The sequence below is a fragment of the Streptomyces cirratus genome, from assembly GCF_014650775.1.
GTDB classification, from domain to species: Bacteria; Actinomycetota; Actinomycetes; order Streptomycetales; family Streptomycetaceae; genus Streptomyces; species Streptomyces cirratus.
Map to the genome: position 1 here is coordinate 78,951 of NZ_BMVP01000018.1, position 19,480 is coordinate 98,430.

The 19,480-nt window shown below is 70.1% G+C and carries 13 protein-coding genes; 2 read left to right on the plus strand and 11 right to left on the minus strand.

Features of this window, described 5'->3' with window-relative positions:
• Positions 1-74: 74 nt before the first annotated feature.
• From IE207_RS29260 to IE207_RS29315, 11 genes are all read right to left on the minus strand, one after another.
• Positions 75-1,787, minus strand: coding sequence for a glycosyltransferase family protein (locus IE207_RS29260; RefSeq protein ID WP_190187329.1), 1,713 nt, complete (start codon positions 1,785-1,787; stop codon positions 75-77).
• Between the two features lie 169 nt (positions 1,788-1,956).
• Complete coding sequence (locus IE207_RS29265; RefSeq protein ID WP_308433681.1) at positions 1,957-2,760, minus strand: polysaccharide deacetylase family protein; 804 nt, start codon at positions 2,758-2,760, stop codon at positions 1,957-1,959.
• 38 nt (positions 2,761-2,798) lie between these two features.
• Entirely contained in the window at positions 2,799-3,824 is a 1,026-nt protein-coding gene (locus IE207_RS29270; RefSeq protein WP_190187330.1) for an alpha/beta hydrolase, read from the minus strand.
• Positions 3,825-4,299: 475 nt separating this feature from the next.
• Positions 4,300-7,440: a patatin-like phospholipase family protein gene (locus IE207_RS29275; protein ID WP_190187331.1), complete on the minus strand. Its 3,141-nt coding sequence runs from the start codon at positions 7,438-7,440 to the stop codon at positions 4,300-4,302.
• A 250-nt stretch (positions 7,441-7,690) separates the two neighbouring features.
• A complete protein-coding gene (locus IE207_RS29280; RefSeq protein ID WP_229874122.1) occupies positions 7,691-9,472 on the minus strand; it encodes a peroxidase family protein in 1,782 nt (593 codons plus the stop codon).
• Positions 9,473-9,589: 117 nt separating this feature from the next.
• The gene (locus IE207_RS29285) at positions 9,590-9,970 is read right to left on the minus strand and encodes a hypothetical protein (RefSeq protein ID WP_190187333.1); all 381 of its coding nucleotides are present in this window, start codon (positions 9,968-9,970) and stop codon (positions 9,590-9,592) included.
• 95 nt (positions 9,971-10,065) lie between these two features.
• Positions 10,066-11,232 carry a catalase family protein gene (locus IE207_RS29290; RefSeq protein ID WP_190187334.1) on the minus strand — a complete coding sequence of 389 codons (1,167 nt, stop codon included), beginning with the start codon at positions 11,230-11,232 and terminating at the stop codon, positions 10,066-10,068.
• Positions 11,229-12,659: a Dyp-type peroxidase gene (locus IE207_RS29295; protein ID WP_190187335.1), complete on the minus strand. Its 1,431-nt coding sequence runs from the start codon at positions 12,657-12,659 to the stop codon at positions 11,229-11,231. The genes IE207_RS29290 and IE207_RS29295 overlap by 4 nt, the downstream gene beginning before the upstream one ends.
• A 17-nt stretch (positions 12,660-12,676) precedes the next feature.
• Complete coding sequence (locus tag IE207_RS29300) at positions 12,677-14,425, minus strand: hypothetical protein (RefSeq protein ID WP_229874124.1); 1,749 nt, start codon at positions 14,423-14,425, stop codon at positions 12,677-12,679.
• 157 nt (positions 14,426-14,582) lie between these two features.
• Positions 14,583-15,254, minus strand: coding sequence for a response regulator (locus tag IE207_RS29310; protein ID WP_373304788.1), 672 nt, complete (start codon positions 15,252-15,254; stop codon positions 14,583-14,585).
• Positions 15,251-16,510, minus strand: coding sequence for a sensor histidine kinase (locus tag IE207_RS29315; protein ID WP_229874125.1), 1,260 nt, complete (start codon positions 16,508-16,510; stop codon positions 15,251-15,253). Before IE207_RS29315 ends, IE207_RS29310 begins: the two co-directional genes overlap by 4 nt.
• 130 nt (positions 16,511-16,640) lie before the next feature.
• Between IE207_RS29315 and IE207_RS29320 the strand changes: the two genes are divergently transcribed.
• On the plus strand, positions 16,641-17,570 hold the full coding sequence (locus IE207_RS29320) for an ABC transporter ATP-binding protein (protein WP_190187336.1): 930 nt from the start codon (positions 16,641-16,643) through the stop codon (positions 17,568-17,570).
• Positions 17,567-18,400 (plus strand): ABC transporter permease, encoded by an 834-nt coding sequence (locus IE207_RS29325; RefSeq protein ID WP_190187337.1) that lies wholly within the window; start codon positions 17,567-17,569, stop codon positions 18,398-18,400. The genes IE207_RS29320 and IE207_RS29325 overlap by 4 nt, the downstream gene beginning before the upstream one ends.
• The last annotated feature ends 1,080 nt before the right edge of the window (positions 18,401-19,480 follow it).

Below are 19,480 nucleotides of genomic sequence, written 5' to 3' on the forward strand. Positions count from 1 at the left end.
GCCCGCGGCGCCGGGAATCCACGAGCTGTCGCTGTCCCTGTGCGGGAGGATCTCGTCGAGAATCACCTCTGCGCTCAGGCCGGGCTGAGGGCCGACGGCGGGCGCCGCTCGACCAGGCGGTGTGCCGCACCGTCCCGGTCCGGGCTCGTTGGTGTGGATACCGGAGCAGTCAGATACGGGACCGGCACCGAGGCTGCGACGGACGGCCAAGGTCCCGGCCGCCGTAGGCGGGATGGGCTGCCGCCGGTCCTCACCGCGCGGCGCCGGGCGGCGCCGGGCGGCGCCGGGCGCGTCGAGGGTGCCAGATATGCGCGGTATCCGGGCTGGTCCGGCAGGCTGGGCAGCGGATGGGGGCGCCAGTTGCGGGCCCAATGCGGCGGTTGAAGGTCTCCTGGCACGAGCACTGCCGTCGGCCGGGTCCGCGCCAGGGCCATGAGCCCGTCGGCGGTGATGCTGCCGTCATGGCCCCCGTACACCTGCCGGGCAGCGCATCCGGTGGCGAACGCGGCACGGACCGCCTCCGTGCCACTGAGGATGCAGGGCGGCCGCACGCCCAGGCGGCGTAGTTCGCCGGCTACTGCGGTGAACGCCACTCGCTCCGCGCGGCTGCGGGCCGCCGCACCCCCAGCGATCGTGAACTGCAGCGCCAGATGGGCGACCAGGACGGCACAGAGCGCGCCCAGGGCGAGCGGGCGGGTTCGCCACGCAGCGATCAGCTGTGTCAGGCACAGTCCGACCGGGATGGCGAGCAGCGCGTATGCGGGCAGCAGAAAGCGCGGAGCCGCATATCCGATCATCAAGAGGTAGGGCAGGGCAAGGAACAGCGCGACCGCAGTGGGCACGGCGACCAGCTGCACCCTTCCCTTGCGGTATGCGGCGAAGAGCGCGCCCGCGGTCAGCGGTGGCAAGGCGAACCACCACAGGGCCGTGTAAGGCCGTGACCACGGCCCATCGCACGGACGGCACAGGGTCCGGCCGCCGAGCGAGCGCATCTGGTCGGCGAACGCCGGGTTCCAGCCCAGACCGCCTTGGATCTCACTCGCCCTTCGGAGCCTGGGCAGGAGGCCGCCGTACCGAAGGTGGGCCTCGACGGCCCATTCCGCGCCGCCCACGACGAGCCCGACAACCAGAGCCGCCGCAAGCGCGGGTCGCCGCCAAGGGGGAACGGCCAACGCGGCGCAGAGCAGAGATATGACCAGCCATACCGCGTCACCGGGACGCATGAGTGCGGCGAACGCCACCCCCGAGGCGACGCCGGCCAGCGCGATGCGGTCCCCGGGATTCCGGGCGGCCCTCAGGAAGCACCCGACGGTGAAGAGCGCCCCGAAGGCCACCCAGAGATTCGGCATGGCCTGGGGACCGTAGAACACGGTGATCCACAGCCCCGCGAACAGGCCGCCCGCCAGAGCGAGCGCGGGGGTGGGAAGCAGCCGCCTCCACACCCACAGGGAGAGCAGTAGTGCCGCTGCCGACAGAACCGCCAGATAGACCCGTAGTACCGGCACGGAGGAGGTGATCGCGGCGACCGGGGCCACCAAGTAGGTGATTCCGCGGGCGCGCGGGGCGCTGAAGAACGCGGCCGGAGAGGCACGGGAGACCTGGCTGACGTACACCGTCTCGTCCCACCCCAGGCCGGTCCCCGGTACGACGAGGAAAAGCTGGACCACGGCGTACCCGGCGGCGACGGCGCCCAGCCGAATCAGGTCTCCTGAGCGGCCCCGGACCGTGATGGAGCCGGCCCGGGCGTTCGGCGGCGGACTCAGCACCACGAATGCCTTGTCGGGCATCGGCGTACCTCCGGGGCAAGGGGCGTGGGCGCACCACCCTGCCCGACCGAGGACGACCACGCCATTTCGGGCGGCAGTCGGCCGAATCAACGGGCATGACGGCCGCACCGGCCGGGGTCCGTGCGCATCGCTCGACTGGTCTGCTGCGGCTTCCGGCGGGGCGCTACGGTCAGTCGGAGGGTGCGTTCCAGTAGGCCCGGCCCGGTGCGGGCCGGCGGGGGGCGAAGAGCTGCGAGACGGTCACGGGGGTGAGGCCGCGCCGCCGCAGGCCGTCGATGATCGCGGGCACAGCGGGAACGGTGCCCGGGTAGACGTCGTGGAGGAGGATGATCCCGTCGCGCTGGGCGCCCTGGAGGACGCGGCTCGTGATGACTTCGGGGTCGTGGTCGCGGTAGTCCTTCGCCGTTACGGTCCACAGGATCTGTGCGAGGCCGAGGGAGCGGCAGACCTCGGCGACACGCGGGTTGGTCAGCCCCTGAGGCGGGCGCATCAAGGTGGGGGTGCGACCGGTGAGTTCCTTGACTCGTTCTTGGAGAAGGACGAGCTCGTGGCGGATCTCCTCTGCTGAGGCCTCGGTCAGGTGTTTGTGCGTCCAGGTGTGGTTGCCCAGTTCATGCCCCTCGGAGGCCTCTCTCCGTACGAGTTCGGGACGGGTCAGCGTGTTCTTTCCCAGGAGGAAGAACGTCACGTTGACACCCTTGGCCCGGAGGATGTCCAGCAGGCGCGCCGTGTCGGGGCCCGGGCCTGCATCGAAAGTCAGAGCGACGCAGTGGATCTTGCGACAGTCGACGGGTACCGGCCGCACGGGAACCGGTGATGGCGTCGCGCTCCGGACCGGCCGTGAAACGCCGGAGGAGGCGGGAGCGGGCTTGGCACTGGGAACCGGAGCCGGCTGCGCGGAGCCACAGGCGCCAATGGCGAAGGCTGCGGCGAGGCCGGTCAACGACCGTACGAGATGGCGGCGAGCGCCCACAGGTCCATCGGTACCGAGTTCACGAGCGTTGTTCGGGGTCAAGAGAACTGCCGCCCCAGGAAGTCGAGCATCGGCTCCGCCGCGACGCTCCAGTAGGACCAGCCGTGGACGCCCCGCTGAAGGACTGCCTCGGGGTTCACTCCGCGGGCCGCGAAGACGGTGCGCAGGTCTTTGGTTCCCGGCAGGAAGTTGGCGTCCTCGGTCCCGCACCCGAGGTACCAGCGGGTGCGCCGCAGCCGCGCGGGCGCGGTGCGCCGGATGACGGCGGCCAGGTTGTAACTCATGAAGCGCTCCGTCAACCGGGCGGTTCCGGCCCGGTCCCTGCCGAAGGCATGGCCGAAGAAGCGGTTCCACTCCTTCATCGGCATCGCGCGGTAGCCCTCGTCGGTGAAGTGTGCCGTGCTCAGCCCGGCGGCGGCGCAGAACAGGCCCTGGTACCGCAGTGCGTACCACAGCGCGCCGTAGCCCCCTATGGAGAGCCCGGCCACGGACCTGTTCCCCGCCCGGCCGCCGAGCCCGTGGGCCCGTTCGACGGTCGGGACGAACTCCTGGATGAACATGTCCTCGTAGCGCAGGGCGTCGGTGCCGGAGCCGGCGTCGTTGATGTAGAACGTCTCGTCCTGGCCTCCCCCGGGCTTGCCGGGGTCGCGCCGGGCATCGGGCATGACGAGGGCGCACGCCGGGATCCGGCCGGCCGCGATGGCCCGTTCCAGGGTGGGCACGATGCCTCCCTTGACGACCCAGTCGGTGTGTTTACCGCTCACCCCGTGCAGCAGGAACAGGACCGGGATCCCGCCGTCCTGCCCGCCGCGCCGGGGCACGGAGCTCACCGCGGCGGGCAGGTAGAGGCTGTACGGGACGTCCCGGCCGAGTAGCCGGCTGTGCACGGTCAGGTCGGTGCGCAGCGAGCCGGTCCCGGAGGCGGACGCCGCGGGCTGGGTGGCGGACGGCGCCGGTCCCGGCGCCCCGGGGCGGCCGCGTAGCAGGAATGCCGCGGCTACGGCCGCGAGCGATCCGCCGGTCCCGGCCGTGAGCAGGGAGCGGCGCGCGGGAAATTTGACCATGGTTCCCTCACCGTCGGCAACGTACGTTCGTCCCGCCGTCCTCGGCCGGTGCCCGGCGGTCCGAATGCGGCGAAACCCACGCCCTGCGCCGGGTGTGCGAACAGCCGGTGCTCGTAGCCGCTCCCAGGCGAGGGAGCCGCGGGGCTCCTTCCCTCGCGCGGCCGGGCGTTCACAGGACGGGAACATGACACGCCCGGCACCCTCATCGGGGCAAGCAGCCACGCCGACCCGTCCGCCGGGGTCATCACCCAGGGGGCTCCTGGCTACGGACGTCGGCGCAACCAGGTCAGCTGTCGCCCACGCCGCGCGGTCGGCGCACAGGTCCTTTCCCCATGGTCCCCCGTCGTCACCCGGTTCGGGAGGCGGCGGGGGCCGTGGTGTCCGTTGTGGAGTCCCAGCCTCGTGCAGGTCGCCCCGCTGCCACAGCGCATACCGGAACCGTCGTTCGCGCCGGAGTGCAGGCCGGTCACGGCGTTCACTTCCTCGGCTTCTGCCACTTCCGCAGTCGCCAAGCAAGGACTTTCCGACGCCGCCTGTCAGGACGCGCTGCCCCGGCCTTGGTGCCGATGTGGTGCCCGAGCTCCCGGTAGGCGTCGAACTGGGCATGATCGAACCACTGGTCGAAGGTGGCCTGGCGGGGAAAGGCCTTCTCCCTGAGGGCGTAACTGAGCAGCTCGTACGGCATGTCGCGGGTCAGACTGGCCTTCACGAAGATGATCGTCCCCTTTGTGTCGGCCGGCGTGCCGGGCGAGAACTGGACCGGCTCGGGATATTCGATCGTGCCGCGCACCACGCTGGTGGCGGAGAACCGGGCGTTCAGCGCGGCCATCGGCGTCTCGGGCGGGAGCGGTGCGGCGCTTCCGGGTACCAGGTCCAGCAGGTTCTGTCCCTCGCCCGTGAAGGTGATCTTCACTCCGAGGTCTTCGTAGGCGAGCGTGACCGCCTGCGCGAGGGTGGTGGCCAGCGGCGGCGTGTCCCCTGAGGAGTCGATGACGTAGATCGTCCGGCAGCGGAGCCGGAGCGTTTCGACCAGACCGAGATTGTCGAAGTGCCCGCCGTCCGTGCACAGCAGCAAGGGAGTGGTGTCCGAGTACCAGCCCACCAGTTCCTGCAGCTGGTACCGCAGCCGCCGCACCCGCGGCAGCCGCGGCATGAACCGGCACGGTGCGTACTTCGCCAGTTCCGCGAGGTAGAGCGGGTTGGGGACCCAGGTGCCCAGCCGCACGTTGGACAGGGCGAGCAGCCGCTCCATGAACATCGTCTGGGTGCCCATCGCGGAGGCGAAGGCCGCTCCTGACACGGCGACGGCGGACTGTACGGTCAGGTCGCGTCCGATCAGCGCGGGGGCCGTTTTCTGCAGGGTCTCGGTGCGGACCCAGCCCGTGTCGGGGCCACCGCAGTAGTCGGAGGCGAAGGTGAAGGGCACTGCGGGGCGCCCGGGGGCGGTCCGGTTGCGCAGCGAGATGGCGGCCGAGGCGGCGAAGATGACCTGGGGGAAGCCCTGCACCCGCTCCGCGTAGGGGTCCAGCGGGGTCGGCTCGTGGTTGTAGTCGTACGGCAGGGCGCCCACCGAGCCGTCCTTCAGCACCGCGCGCCGGACGGCGAAGGCACTCGCGAGGCGTTGGCGGTAGAAGGGGTGCAGGCTGAAGGTGGTCTGGTCGATCACGAGCGACAGCACGACCAGGGCGATCGGGATTCCGGCCTTCCACCAGACGTCCCAACTGCCGGCGTAAACGGCGACCCAGGACATGAGGGCGAGGTAGAAGAACGCGACCAGGAGCAGTACCAGCCAGCACACCAGCAGTTTCACCCAGCCGGCGCCGACCTGAACCACGAGGGACGGACCGCCCTTGCCGAACAGACCCGCTTTCTCGCCGTCCGGCTTCAACTCCTTCACCGTCTTGTGGACGACGGTGAACCAGGTGCCGACCGCAGCCGCCGTCGCCGTGAGCGCGGCGAGCAGCGACAGCCCCCTGCCGTCGTTGTACACCACCCCCTGCTCGTGCGCGAGCCAGGCGAAGAACCAGATCACCGCCGGAAGGACGATGGAGATGAGGGCGACCGCCAGGGCAATGGCCACGATCGTGTTCACGATGCCGCGGAGCCAGGCGGGGCGGGACTTCATGTCCCGCGCCCCTACGAAGGCGGCTCCCACGGACAGCAGACCTGCCAGGCCCAACAGGGCGAGAACGGGATGCCAGGCGTTCGGATACAACTGGAAGGACGGCAGGACCACCTGCGGGGACACGGGACACTTCGCGACGGCCGGTCCTTGACACGTCGGCGCATACGCCTGCACCTGCGGCATGAAGCGGTGCAGGTCGGTCAGTGGAAGGTGCGAGTAGAACGCGTTCAGGAACTGTCCTGTCACGGTGAAGACCAGCGCCAGCATGCCGAAGGAGACGGCCATGCCCCGCAGCACCGCCCCCGCGGCGTGCATCCTCTCCTTGGGCGTATCAGCCAGGTACTTGGCGTGGCGGCGGATGTGGTCTTCCTCGGGGCTGCCCGGCGCGAACGCGTCGGCGGGCTCGGCAAGGCCGGGCCGCACCGAAGGGTTCCCGTCCGCGTCCTTGAGCCGAGCACCGGTCAGGGCCAGCTGGAGGGCTCCGGCTGTGTACCCGCCTCCGGACACGGCCACCAGATAGTCCGCCTTGAGCAGTTGCTCGCGCAGCGCCTGCAGCGCGCCCAGGGTGATCGAGGCCGACCGGATACCTCCACCGGAAACGCAGAAGCCGAGCTCCGCGGGCTTTCGATCCGGCGGCTGGTACGCACGCGTGCGCCAGCGGGTGACCGTGGTGGCGTCGGGCTCCTGAGCCGGGGCCTGGTGTGGATGTGCCGGGTCGGGGGCGGTCCACTCGGGCAGGGGCTCCCAGTCGTGGGGCGCGGCGGGCGGAAGGATCACGTCGGGGTGGGTGCGCTGGCACTCCGTCTCGTCGGCAGGCCGATTGGTGTGGGCGACGACGGGACGGGCATGGCTGTCCCGCGCGCTTTCCAAGAAGGCGGGAGCCTGCACACGACGGCAGTAGAGGGTGACGACGATCAGCGCGGCCGCTGCCACCAGGGGGATGACGAGCGCCCACTTCACTTGGGCGAAGTAGGTCGCCCACTGCAGGTTCCGCTCCAGATCACGCTCCGCGGCGCCCCGCAAGACACCGGCCCAGGGCAGTGCAGGACCGTCCGGGGCGGCCTTGATCCGGTCCAGGGCCTTCCAGAGGAAGATGTTCTCCACACAGTCCGCCGCCAGCGCGACGGGGGTGAGAAGGAGTGCGCGCCAGGCCCACAGGCGGGTGGACTTCCGGTAGAGGAGCAGGTGCCCAAGTCCGAAAGCCCCGGCGAGGGCCGCTCCGTATCCGGGGATGAACCAGCGCCAGTCCAGTACGAGGCCGTCCTGGAAGAGCTTGGACCCGCCTCCGTCCTTGACGATGGCGCGGGCCTTGTCTGCCGTCGCCGCGAACTGCAGCAGCAGTTCGCCGTCCTCCGAGGGTCTTGCCCGGAACGGCGGATCTGCCCCGTACCAGAGGATCATGAAGAGACCGGCGGCGAGCCCGAACAGGCACAACCCCACCGCCCAGCCCGGAACGTCTCTCAGTTTCAACGGCGTCTGAGCACTCGACATGCAGGCAAAGTAGTCACCGGAGCGCGATTCGTAATCGATGCGCGCCCTACGCAAGGCAGCGCAGACCCACTCAGCGCACCCGTGCCCGCCGGAGCACGGTCGGACGCTCGCGTCCGGGGCACAGGCCGACGCTGCGTGAATTCGTCGGGGTCGTACCCCCGGTCGGCGTACAGACGACGGGCTTGCGTCGGGGCCGCGCCCAAGCCCCCGGCTCGGTGGGGCCGTCCAGCACGGGCACCAGACCGGGGCCTCATGCGCGGGGCCGGAGCGTCTTCCAAGGAGTGAAGGCGTTGTCCACGGCCCGCAGCGACGAGCGCAGTTCCGGGAAATGACGCAGCATCACGCTGGTCATGCCGTTGTTCTCGATCCAGTCCAGGCCGGTCTGCGTGTACACCTGTGGTGTGTAGTCCCTGGTCAGGAATCGGTCGCTGTTGAGCCGGCGGGAGGCCATCAGGACGAATATCCGAAAGGCCGTGTCGCTGAAGGCGAAGCCCTCGGGGCGGGGCTCTGCGTACATGCCCACCATCAGGTCAACGCGTTCGATGTCGTCGTCGTAGATGCGACGCATCTCCTCGGCCCAGACCGGGTTGTCCGTCAGCGCGGCGAAGTCGGCGGCGGGCTCCAGGTGGAGCCGGCGCCGGAACTCGTTGTACCTGGGCACGCCCATCTCGCGAATGCGCAGCACGTCGACGGCCGCCAGGTCCATGAGCTTGTCGTCCGGGCGCTGGAACTCCTGCAGGAACCTGGGGTAGTTGTGCAGGGTCACCAGGCCGGGGTGCGAGGTGCCGAAGGAGTAGAAGAGGTCCGGCAGCTCGTGGCCGGCGAACACCTCGTACGCGCGCCGGCCGGTCAGCTCCCGGAAATCCGTCTCCTGGAGCAGCGAGTCGTCCACGGCCGAGCGGAAGCTCCAGTCGTCGGGCACCAGGGGGTGCATCCGGTAGACCGCCACGAACTCCTCGGTGAGGGCGTACGGGACGCCGAAGTGGTCGGTGTCGCCGCCCACGATGCCGCTGAGCAGCTCGCTCCTGCTGGTCCGGCCGAGCAGCCGTTGCACCCGTTCGCCCAGCAGGCCGTACCAGTTGGCGCGCAGCGCCGCCACGGTCGTCGGGTGGCTGATGACGGCGGGGGTCCACTCCACGGTGTGGATCTTGGCGATGAGCGCGGCGTTGATCAGGCGCGCCCGCTGGAAGAGCTGTTCGTCCGACCAGGCGGGGAACTCCCGGCCCAGCCGGTCGCAGATGGCGTTGTGCTCCAGGATGAACACGTGTTGCATCATCAGCAGGCCCAGCCAGAAGCCGGGAGTGTTCGCGGGATCCAGCTCCGGGGCGTCGGGGAACAGCCTGCCGTCGCGGGCGACTCTGAGTTTGCCGTGCGCGCCCGAGCGCAGCCGTCGTTGGGTCGCGAGGTCGCTCCCGTAGAGCTGGGAGGCGTCCCACCAGTGCGAGTTCTCGTTGATGTGCGTCGGCGGCAGGCCGTCGCCGCCTTCACTGCGGGTGGTGTCGGGAAGGGTCCGGGGCACGAGCATCGGTGAGGTCGGCCAGGGGTCGTCGCCCTCGAGTTCGATCCGCCAAGGGTCGTCGACGGCACCCTGTCCGTGGCTGATCCAGTCGCGGATCATGAACTGCAGCCATGCGGCGACCAGTGCGTTGACGGACGTGGCCGGGATGAACTCGTCCCGGGTGAGGAGCGTACGGCTGACCTCCCTCGGGCTCGGAGTGAGGATCTGCGGCTGCGGCTCGGGAAAGGTCACCTCAGGCGGGACGTTGCGGCCGAAGCGGGAGCGCGCCATGCCCATGCGCGGGTTGTCGAGGTCGTTGTAGGAGCCGTCGGCGGTGCGCTCGGTGAGGTGCCGTGCGGCCGGCGGCTCGATGTCGGGCATCCCCTGCGCCGGGTAGCCGCTGGTGTCGTGGAGGTTCTTGCGGCGCAGGTTGTCGCGCAGCCCCATGAGGGTCAGCAGGCCGAGCGGCTTCGGCAGACGCTGCCAGCCGACCTTGCGGTCGACGGCCAGCGCCAGATGGTCGTGCAGGCGCACGAACGGCGAGCAGGCGCCATTGCCGTCGGCGTGAACCGGCGGGTGCGCGCGAGTACGCGCAGAGAAGGGGCCTTTTCGCATCGTGGGGTTCCTTTCGGGACCAATTCGGTCGAAGGATCAGTTCGGACCTCGTCGCGGCCACTGGGCCACCAGGGTGAGGGCGACGTTCACCGTGGAGATCGCCGTGGCGGCCGCCGCCGCCCGGGGCCGGAGCGTGCCGCACCGGCCGGCTGCGGCTGCCGACAGCGCGTCGCTGGTGTGGATGACCGTGCCGACGCGCATGGCCCGGGCGATCCGGCCCGGGTCCTTGAGGAACAGCAGCTCGGCGCCGATGAACACTGTTCGCACCCCGAACATGCGCAGGACGTGGACGAGGGCCGGCTGCGTCTCGTCCGCCCCCAGCCGGCGGGCCACGAGCTGCGGGGCCAGCAGCGCCGCCACACCGTTCACCAGCCGGATTCCGGCGAGGCTGTATCGCGCAGAGCATCGCGCGTCCATGGCCATACCCTTCCATGGGGACAGTGCGGGAAACAGGCGATGCGTAAACTTCCGGGATACAAACGATGATAGTGGACATTCCACTCGTTCGCGCGTCATGCGGCTGTCGTGCCAGGATCCGTGTGCGGCGTCCCGTTCATCGCCTGCCTGAGGTGTGAGAGGCGCAGGTAGACGGCCCGGCGGGCGCGGTTCTGGTTACCGAGCGGGCGGTGCTCGGGCAGGGCGTGCCAAGGGTTGAAGGTCAGCCGGTCGGCGAGGGCGAACTGCTCCGCGTCGGCGAACTCCTGGTGCGGCAGCCGCAGTGTGGCCACGGGCACGAAGGGCGACAGACGCTCCGGCCACACCACAGAGGCGTTCTCGATCGGCATCAGGTGGGGGTCCGTCTGCAGTTGGACGAGGAAGTCGAGGACGACGTCACGCTCGCGCAAGGTAGCTGCCAGAGCCTGGCGCAGGTAGTCGTCGCGCGGGTGCCACGGGACCCGGCTTCGCGCCCCGTCGCGTGGGGCGATGGCGTACTGCATGGCCTGGCCTTCGCCGAGCAGGTACGGAACGCAGCTCCAATAGCGCGCCTCCAGTGGGCTGGAATGGGTTCTGGCGTACAGGCCCTGCATGACCATGTCGCACAGGTGCGGGTGGCGGGGGCCGATGAAGTACAGGACGGGTGTGCCCGCGTAGACGTGCTGTTGCAGCTTGAGGTTCTGGGTGATGTCCGGTGTGGTGAACGTCGGCGTGCTGATTCCCGTGAAGTCCTGGGTACCCCGCTCGTCGTCGAGCAATGTCGCACCGTCGACGCCCAGCAGTTTGACGGCGATGCTGAGCACTCCGTTGTCCTGGATGTCGGGTGGTGCGAGGGGGCCGGGACCGGCGAAGCGGACCCAGGCCCGGTAAGTCGCCGGGCGGCGGAACACTCCGTGGCGCAATTGTTCGGGGAGCCCGTCCGGCACTGTGAACTCCCCGCGGACGACGCCGTAGGTCTTGGTGTTTCCGGCTCGCTGGGCGGTGCCCGGGGCGTACTCGCGCACGATGAACTTGGCCATCTGGTGTGCAATGGCCTCGGTGGTCGCCGCTTCGTCGGGCAGTGCCCTCTCCTCGGCGATGCGCAGGTGCTCGTCGGGGCGGCGGACGTTGACGCACCACTGCACCAGGGTCTGGGCCGGCCCGCGGAGGATCCGGTCCGCTGTCGGGCGGATGTAGGGGTCGATGCGCCGCTCAAGCCGGACGCAGGCCAAGACGGCGTTGTTGAGCCGCTGTCGCGCGTTCAACGGTGTCCGCCCGATCGCGTGCCCTCGCACAGGTAGCGCAGCGCCTGGAGGCCGGGCAGGAAGAAGTAGGCGCCGCCCTGGACGGAGACGAACTGCGGCAGGTCGCGGTAGCGGGTGCGGACGGGCCTCGCCTGGACGGTGAACGTCGCATCGTGGTTCTGGCGGGCCGCGACGACCGGGTCCGGACCGTCGTACAGCCCATTGAAGTGGGCGTTGTTCAGCCAGGTGTGCTGGATGAATTCGAACTGGCGGGAGATGTTCGCTCCCAGGCACAGGAAGTGCAAGCCTCTGTCCCCATCACCGTTGCCATCGCCGTTGCCGTTGCCGTCGCCGTCGCCGTACGCGCGGCCGCGGCGCAGGATCCGGTGGCGTCGGCCGATGGCGACCGACCGGGCCGATCCGGGCTGGGGATCCAGCGAATCGCGCGGGTTGGCCCGGCGGACGTGGGCGCCGAGGGGGCAGCTCAGGCCATCCGGATCGGCGGCGAAGTAACCGAAGTCGTTGTCCGAGCCGAGGCTCGGGTCGTCCCGCAGCGGCGCGTGCACCAGTGGTGCGCCGCTGGGCCAGCGGCCCATCATGCGTGCCGCGAGCGCCTCGCGGGCTTCGGGATCGGCGGCTCCGTCGGGGTGTCGCGTCGCCTCTTCGAGGTACCGGTGGAAGCCCGCGACGTCCTGACGGAGCTGCCGGAACACCAGATAGCTTCCATTGCGTCCGAAGTCGGCGGCCCCGCCGCCGTCCGGCGCGCGGGGCAGCAAGCCGAAGGGGTCGCATGCGGCGGGTAGCAGCGGCCGGTCGGTGAGCAGTCCGTATTCGTTGGCGTAGCCGAGGACGAACTCCCCCGCCTTCACCGCGTCGTCGCCGGCGGCGGCCTTCGACAGCCCCTCGACCAGCGGCTGGGAGATGCCGTCGCGGAAGCCGAAGGGCTCGCGATCGGTCAGCCGGGACGTGCCGAGACGGACGGCCTCGGCGAGGCCGCCTCCGGCGAGGGCGTCCTGGCTAACGTGAGACTCCAGCCGGCCCAGGGACCCTGCGTCCCGGGCGTACAACAGTGCGATGACGTCCACGGGCGGGGAGCCCGGGCCACCCCAGCGCCAGCGGCTCGGCGCGTTCTCCCCCACGTCGCCCAGCAGGCGGGAGCGGTTGGGGTCGGTCATGCCCGAGACGAACTCATGTGAAAACCCCTCGAGTTCACGGGTATCCAGTCCGAGGCGGCGCAGGCCGTCCGAGGTGAAGGCCAGGTTCAGGGCCGACTCCGGTGGTTCCGCGCTGCCGTTCGTCGCCATCAGGGCCAGCCGTCCCAGCGCGGAACGCGCGGCAACCGGGTCGTCCACCGTGAGCAGCAGGAAGCAGGCCGACCTCAGGGCGCTGTAGCCGCGTGCGACGAGGCCCTGGATGTCGTCCAGTTCCAGGCGCGCAGCTGCTGCCATCACCGTCACACCCTTCTCTAGAACAAGGCGAGCCACGCCCGGGTCTCGGCCGGGCCGAGTTCTCCGAACAGACCCGCGCGGATACGGGCGTTGGTGTCGAGGTTGCGGGTGGTCAGCACGTCGTACGCGGAGTACCACACCTGCGTCGGCAACTGGTGGCAGCGCAGGTAGTGTTTGAAGGCGAGTTCGTCCTCGGCACCGTCCCGCAGGAGCCACCTGGTGCGCGGATAGCCGTGGCCGTTGCTGAAGACGGCGTTGAGGCCCCAGGCGACCTTGTCGATGAAGTCGTCCATGTAGCTTTCCAGGCTGCCGTCGTAGTTGCTCGCGAAGATCACTCGTCGTTTGTCATCGATGAACAGCCAGCGGGCGAAGTGGATGGTCTTGACCCCGGCGAGGCTGCCCCGGTTGAAGAAGTGGCGCACGCCGTAGTCGACGGCGAACAGCACGCCGGTCAGCGTGGCCCGCCGGAACCGGCCGCACTTGACGAGGCCCACCGCCGTGAACGGGTTCTGCGTGGCGAAGTCCTCGCAGGCCGCCAGCCCGGCCACGTGGTCAGGGGAGGGCCGCTCCCGGCTGGGGACCTCACGCCGCTCGTGCCGGCGCAGCACCACGAGCCAGAGCGGCAGACCGATCAGGATGGCCGGCAGCAGTGCGATCGCGGCCAGCGGTACCCCCACGAGGTGCGCCGCCTCCCGCATCCGCCACCGCAGCGTGGGCGGCGCGGGACCCGACCGCGCCCACGCCAGGTCCGGGCGACCGGTGACGTACCGCTGGATGGCGGCCCGTACCTCCGCCGCATCCGCGGTGGCCCGCTCGGCTGCGAGCTGGTCGAGGAACTCCTGGATCGCCTGGCGCAGCCGGTCCTCCTGCCGGATCCGGTGCAGGCCCCGGCCGACAGTGTTGACGTAGAAGGCCGAGCTGGGCACGGAGTGGGCCCGTAGCCACGCGACCCGCGTGGCATCCGGTTCTCCGGACGGCGGATAGCCCTGGCAGTGCCCGAACACCTTTTCCAGTCCGCTGCGGGCCTTGCCGACGAGGTCGGCGAGGTGTGCGTCCATCGGGGCGTCGACCTCGCTCATGTAGACGATGCTCGCCGGCATCGTCTGCCCGGCGTGGTCCTTCTCCTCCGGAACGAGGACCAGCCGCGCGAAGTGGACGCCCGCCAGCTCGGCGAAGGGCATGAACTCGCCACCGGTCCCCCGGCGATTGGCCTCGGCCAGCACCTCTTGCACCTCAGCCACCCGCTCCGGAGGTACCGTGGCCCCGACCGTGACGGCGACCTGCTGCGACGCGCGGCGGGCCGAGACCGATGCCTGCGAACCGGGGTAGGAGAGGGCGAAGTTGAGGACCTTGCGCCGCCCCCAGTAGACGATGCCGAGATAGACGCCGGGCTTGATCTCCCGGATCTCGTCGCGGATCCAGTGCGCGAGGAGCGACGTCCGGGAGTAGTCCAGTACGGTGCACTCCCCGTCGTCGAGCCGGCTGGCGCCCCGATACACCTTCGCCCGTATCGCGCGCACTCCGAGCGGCGTGACCCTGTTGCGCAGTTCACCCCGTTCGGCGTCGAAGACCTTGCCCTTCCACGCGACGAGCCGTGCCAACCGCGCCGCCAGCTTCGACACCACGGCCCCGCGCCCCACGAGCACCGTGCCGCGCGCGTCGCCGACGGGTATCTCCCCGGCGCGGCTCGTGCGGAACAGATCGTCGAGAGCGGGGCGGGAAAGGGCCATCAGCTGATCGACATCCGCCCCCGTGTCATGGCTCATCACGCACCTCCGTGGGCCACACCACCAGCGTATTTCAGCTCGCACCTCCCGGCATTTCGGCGGGGCACCGCTGCCGGGGCCCTGGGGTCATGACGTGCGCGGCGCCGGCGCCGCCCCGCTGAGGAACGGACCGAAACCGGTGTGGTGTCAGACGCGCTCAGCCGGTCAGCGTGACGAGCCCCATCTCATAGGCGGTGATCACGAGCTGAACCCGGTCCCGGGCGCCCAACTTGGTGAGCAGGCGCGACACGTGGGATTTGGCGGTGGCCACCGTGATGAAGAGGTCCTCCGCGATCTCGGTGTTCGACCGGCCCCGCCCGACCAGAGTGAGGACTTCCCGTTCCCGCTCCGTGATGCCCGCGAGCGGCCGTGGGGGGTGTGCCGGGGTGGCTTCGGGACGCCCGGCGAACTCGGCGATCAGGCGGCGTGTGACACGCGGGGCGATCAACGCGTCGCCGGCGGCGACCACGCGGACGGCCGTGAGGATGTCGTCGAGCGCCATGTCCTTGACCATGAAGCCGCTCGCTCCGGCGCGGAGCGCGCCGTAGACGTGGTCGTCCTCGTCGAAGGTGGTCAGGATGAGGACGCGGGCGGCCGCCGGACCGGCGGTGATCAGTCGAGTGGCCTCGATCCCGTCCATGCCGGGCATCCGAACGTCCATCACCACGACGTCGGGGTGTACGTCCCCGACCAGTTGGACCGCCTCGGCGCCGGTGGCGGCCTCACCCACGACCTCCAGGTCGGGTTGGTCTGCCATGATCACGCGCAAGCCGGACCGCACCAGCGGCTGGTCGTCGGCCAGCAGGATCCGTACGGGACCGGTCATCATCGGGCCCCTGCCGGAACTCCGACGGGCTCGGGCAAGGGCAGCCGCGCCGCCACCCGGAAGCCGCCCTCGGGACGCGGCCCGGCACTGAGGCGGCCGTGCAGCAGAGCGACCCGCTCGCGCATGCCCACGATGCCGAAGCCGTGGGTCGGGCCGTCCTCGGTGGCGCCGCGCCCGTCGTCGATGATTTCCACGAACAGTTCCTCGTCCCCGTACTCGATGCTCACGCGGCAGCGTCCGGTGCCCGCGTGGCGGACCACATTGGTCACAGCCTCCTGGACGATGCGGTAGGCCGACAGGTCGATGTCGGCCGGCAGCGGGCGCTCTTCCCCGTGGCGGCGTACGTCCACACGTACGCCGGCGTCAGTCGTCGCCGTCGCCAGCCGTTCGACGTCGGCCAGGCCGGGCGAAGGCGTGAGCGGTGCCCCGCCCGAAGCCGCCGCGTCCGGGTCAGCCTGACGAAGTGCGACCAGCGTACGCCGAAGGCCCGACAAGGTCTCTCTGCTGGTGGCTTCGATGGCTCGCAGGGCCTCGCGGGCCTCCTCGGGTTGGGTCTGAATGACCCGGCTCCCCATCCCGGCCTGGATGGTGATGATGCCGATGCTGTGCGCGACCATGTCGTGCAACTCCCTTGCGATCCGCAGTCGTTCGGCGACCACTGCCTCAGCCACCTCCTGTGCGCGCAGTTGCACCGCGTGCTCGCGCCGCTCGCGGCTCAATAGGCCGACCGTGCAGGCCGCGGCCATCGCCAGGAGGGCGATCACGAGGTTGACGATCACGCTGTCGCCGTGTGCGAAGCCGCCGACGAGCAGCACTTGGACGACGAGGGATGTAACCGCGGCGACGGTCGAGGCCCGGGGCGCGCGGGTGGCGACGATGAAGCCCAGGACGAGGTCCACCGCCACATAGGGCAGGAACTGGCCCTGGTACGAAGCCGACAGGTCCACGTGGGCGGAGCTCGGGGGGCCCACGACCACGGCGGTGGATCCGAGGAGCGTCATGGACAGGGCCAGGACCGGCCTGCTCCGTAGGACTCCGACGAGCAGGCTCGCTGCCAGCAGTGCCCCGATGCCGTGGACCGTGCCCGAAGCGCGCGGGCCCCCTCCTATGAGCAGACCCACCGCGAGGACGTAGAGGACGCCCCCCGCCCAGGACATGACCTTCGTACTCGTCATCGACGGTGTGCCGTTTCGAGGCGGTGTGCCCACGTCGTGCTGTGCGACGCGGGCGGGAAACGGGGTGGTCGACGTGCCGTTCATCCCGCGAGGTTATCCGGCCGTCGACCCCGCGGCATCGGCCCGTGGGCGTACGTCCACGGGCGAACCCGGCCGCACGATTGCCGCCCACGGCCCCGTGACCGGACGGGGCCCTCCCGGCAGGGTTGTCCACGTGATCGAAGTCAATGAACTCACCAAGCGTTACGGCGGCAAGACCGCCGTCGACCAACTGTCCTTCACCGTGCGGCCGGGCCAGGTCACCGGCTTCCTCGGCCCCAACGGAGCCGGCAAGTCCACCACCCTGCGGTTGATCCTCGGCCTGGAGTCACCCACCGGCGGCGCCGCCACCGTCGGCGGAGTCCCCTTCCACAGCCACCCTCGCGGCCTGCGGCACGTCGGCGCCCTCCTCGATGCAGGCCAGGTCCACGGCGGACGCAGCGCCACGGCCCACTTGTCCGCCCTGGCCCGCAGCAACGGGATCTCCCGTCGCCGGGTGGACGAGGTGCTGCACCAAGTGGGTCTGGCGGAGGCCGCGACCGGCCGCATCGGCGGCTTCTCGCTCGGCATGAAGCAGCGGCTGGGAGTCGCCACCGCCCTGCTCGGCGACCCACCGGTGCTGATGTTCGACGAGCCGGTCAACGGCATGGACCCGGAGGGCGTGCTCTGGATGCGCCGCCTCTTGCGACGCCTCGCGGCGGAGGGCCGCACGGTCTTCCTCTCCAGCCACCTCATGTCGGAGATGGAGAACACCGCCGACCAGCTCGTCGTCATCGGCCGGGGCCGGCTCATCGCCGCCGAGTCGGTACGGGACTTCGCAGCCCGCAGCACCGGTCTCGGCGTGGTGGTTGGCACGCGGCAGGCAGCCGAGCTGACGGCAGTGCTGAGGGCTGCGGGCGCTTTGGTCGAGCCGGAGGGATCGGCGGGATCGGCGGGCGCCGAGAAGCTCGCCGTGACCGGACTGCCGGCGGACCGGATCGCCGCGCTCGCCTTCGAGAACGGGATCCTGCTGAACGAACTGACCACCCGGACCGCCTCGCTGGAGGAGGCCTTCATGGAACTCACCGCCGACAGCGTCGAATACCAGGCAGGACAGCCCCGATGACCACAACCGCCTCCGCCCTCGCAACCGCTGCGGCCGCGCCCCTCGCCGAGCCGCCGGCCCGCTTCCGTGACCTGATCGCCTCCGAGTGGTTCAAGATGCGGTCCCTGCGCTCCACGCCGTGGACCATTGCGCTCATCACCTTGTTCGTCATCGGTTCCGCTGCGGTGGCCACCTTGACGGACAAGTCCGCGGGCTCCGAGCCCGCTGGTTTCCTGGCCTACGACTCCTATCCGGCGACCGGTTACATGACGCTGATCCTCGTCGCCGGCAGCATGGGCGCCCTCACCGTCGTGAGCGAATACAGCAGCGGGATGATCCGCACGACCACCGCGGCCGTCCCCGACCGTGGAGCGGTGGTGCTGGCCAAGGCAGTCGTCACCGCCGTGCTGTGGACCGCGGTCGGCGCGGCCGCCTCCATCGGATCCTTCCTGGTCTCCCAGGCCATCCTGGACGGGCGCGATGCCAGCGTGTCGATCACCCACCCCGATGCCCTCCGGCCGCTGGTGGCATCCGCGTTGCTGGCTCCGGTGTGTGCCCTGGTCGGTCTGGGCCTCGGCGTTCTGCTCCGGCATACCGCCGGGACCATGCTCACCAGCGTATTCGCTCTGCTGATGCTGCCCCCCATGTTCTCGGAGAGCAACCGCTGGTCAGCCGATGCCAGACACCTGATGGTGTCGGCCGCCTGGACCCGCCTGGTCGAGACCTGGGAGCCCGATCCCGGTTCCCTGGGCTACACCGCCACGCTCCCCGGCTCCTGGGTCGTGTACGCCCTCTGGCCGCTGGTAGCGGTCGCCCTCGCCGTGATCGTCGTACGGCATCGCGACGTGTGATCCGCGCCTCCGGAATGGGGCGATCGACCAGGCGGCCGCTGCCCGGCCCCGTGACGCCGCCTGCGGGACGGGCCGTTCCCTCCATCGCTGGACCGAAACCCGCCTGGCCGCGGACGGCGGAGCACCGCCGCTGGCATTCACCGTCACTACGGATCAGGGCTGGTGACGCACCTGCCTTCGAGAGCGTGATGTCGCGCATCCGCGTCGTCCACCGCCTGCGGCGAGGTCGGCAAGGCGGCCACCCACCCGGCTTCGACCGCGAGGCCCACAAGCAGCGGAACAGCGTAGAGGGGGTGCATGAACCAGCTCAAGCAGTGGCGCGGCCCGGCCACACGGACCGACAAGCTCGCCCTCGCCTGCGAAGTCGCCCTCCGCCTTGCCTCCGTCGTTATCCGGATCCGAGGCCTGAACGCTGGCCTGAGGAGGTTGCGACGGCCACGTCGTACTCCACTCGCCTTCCCTGTTCAGGACGGCGATTCCGTCTCGGACCTCGTGGATCTGTGGTGCCAAGAAGATGAGGTGTCCCTCATTGGTGCCGGCAGAGGGATGAGGCCCTGGGCTGTGCCGAAGGTGATGGTCGGAAGGCCGCAGATGACCCGGGGTCGAGATGAGGCTCCACTCCCTGCCTCACCACCTCCTCCTGTGACCACAGCTGGGAGGTACGCCGCATCCAAGTGCCGAGATCCCGCCAGCCATCCATCGGGCGGGCCAGGTAAAGGTGGTGGTTGATCTGGCAGGCCCCGTACATATCGGCGATCGCTTTGTAGTCCGCAGGCAGTGACCGCCCCAGCTCACCCTCCAGCCGCAGCCAGGCGACAGCATCGGTACACGGTCATCCGAGGGGCCGATCATGTCGATGACGGCCCGCGAGTAGTCGGTCTTGGCGCCTCAAACTGATGGAACGGTGCAGGGCGCCCCATCATCGATCATCTCTCGCGTGGCCCGGCTTCCGGGGTCGGCAAGCCAGGCATCTCCTTGGTCAGCATCAGGGCCGGTGCTGACCAAGGAGACAGAACCTACTAAAGGCTGTCCCGTAAGGGCTCGTGTCCTGGGAAGATGTCCCTGATGGTGAGCATGGAG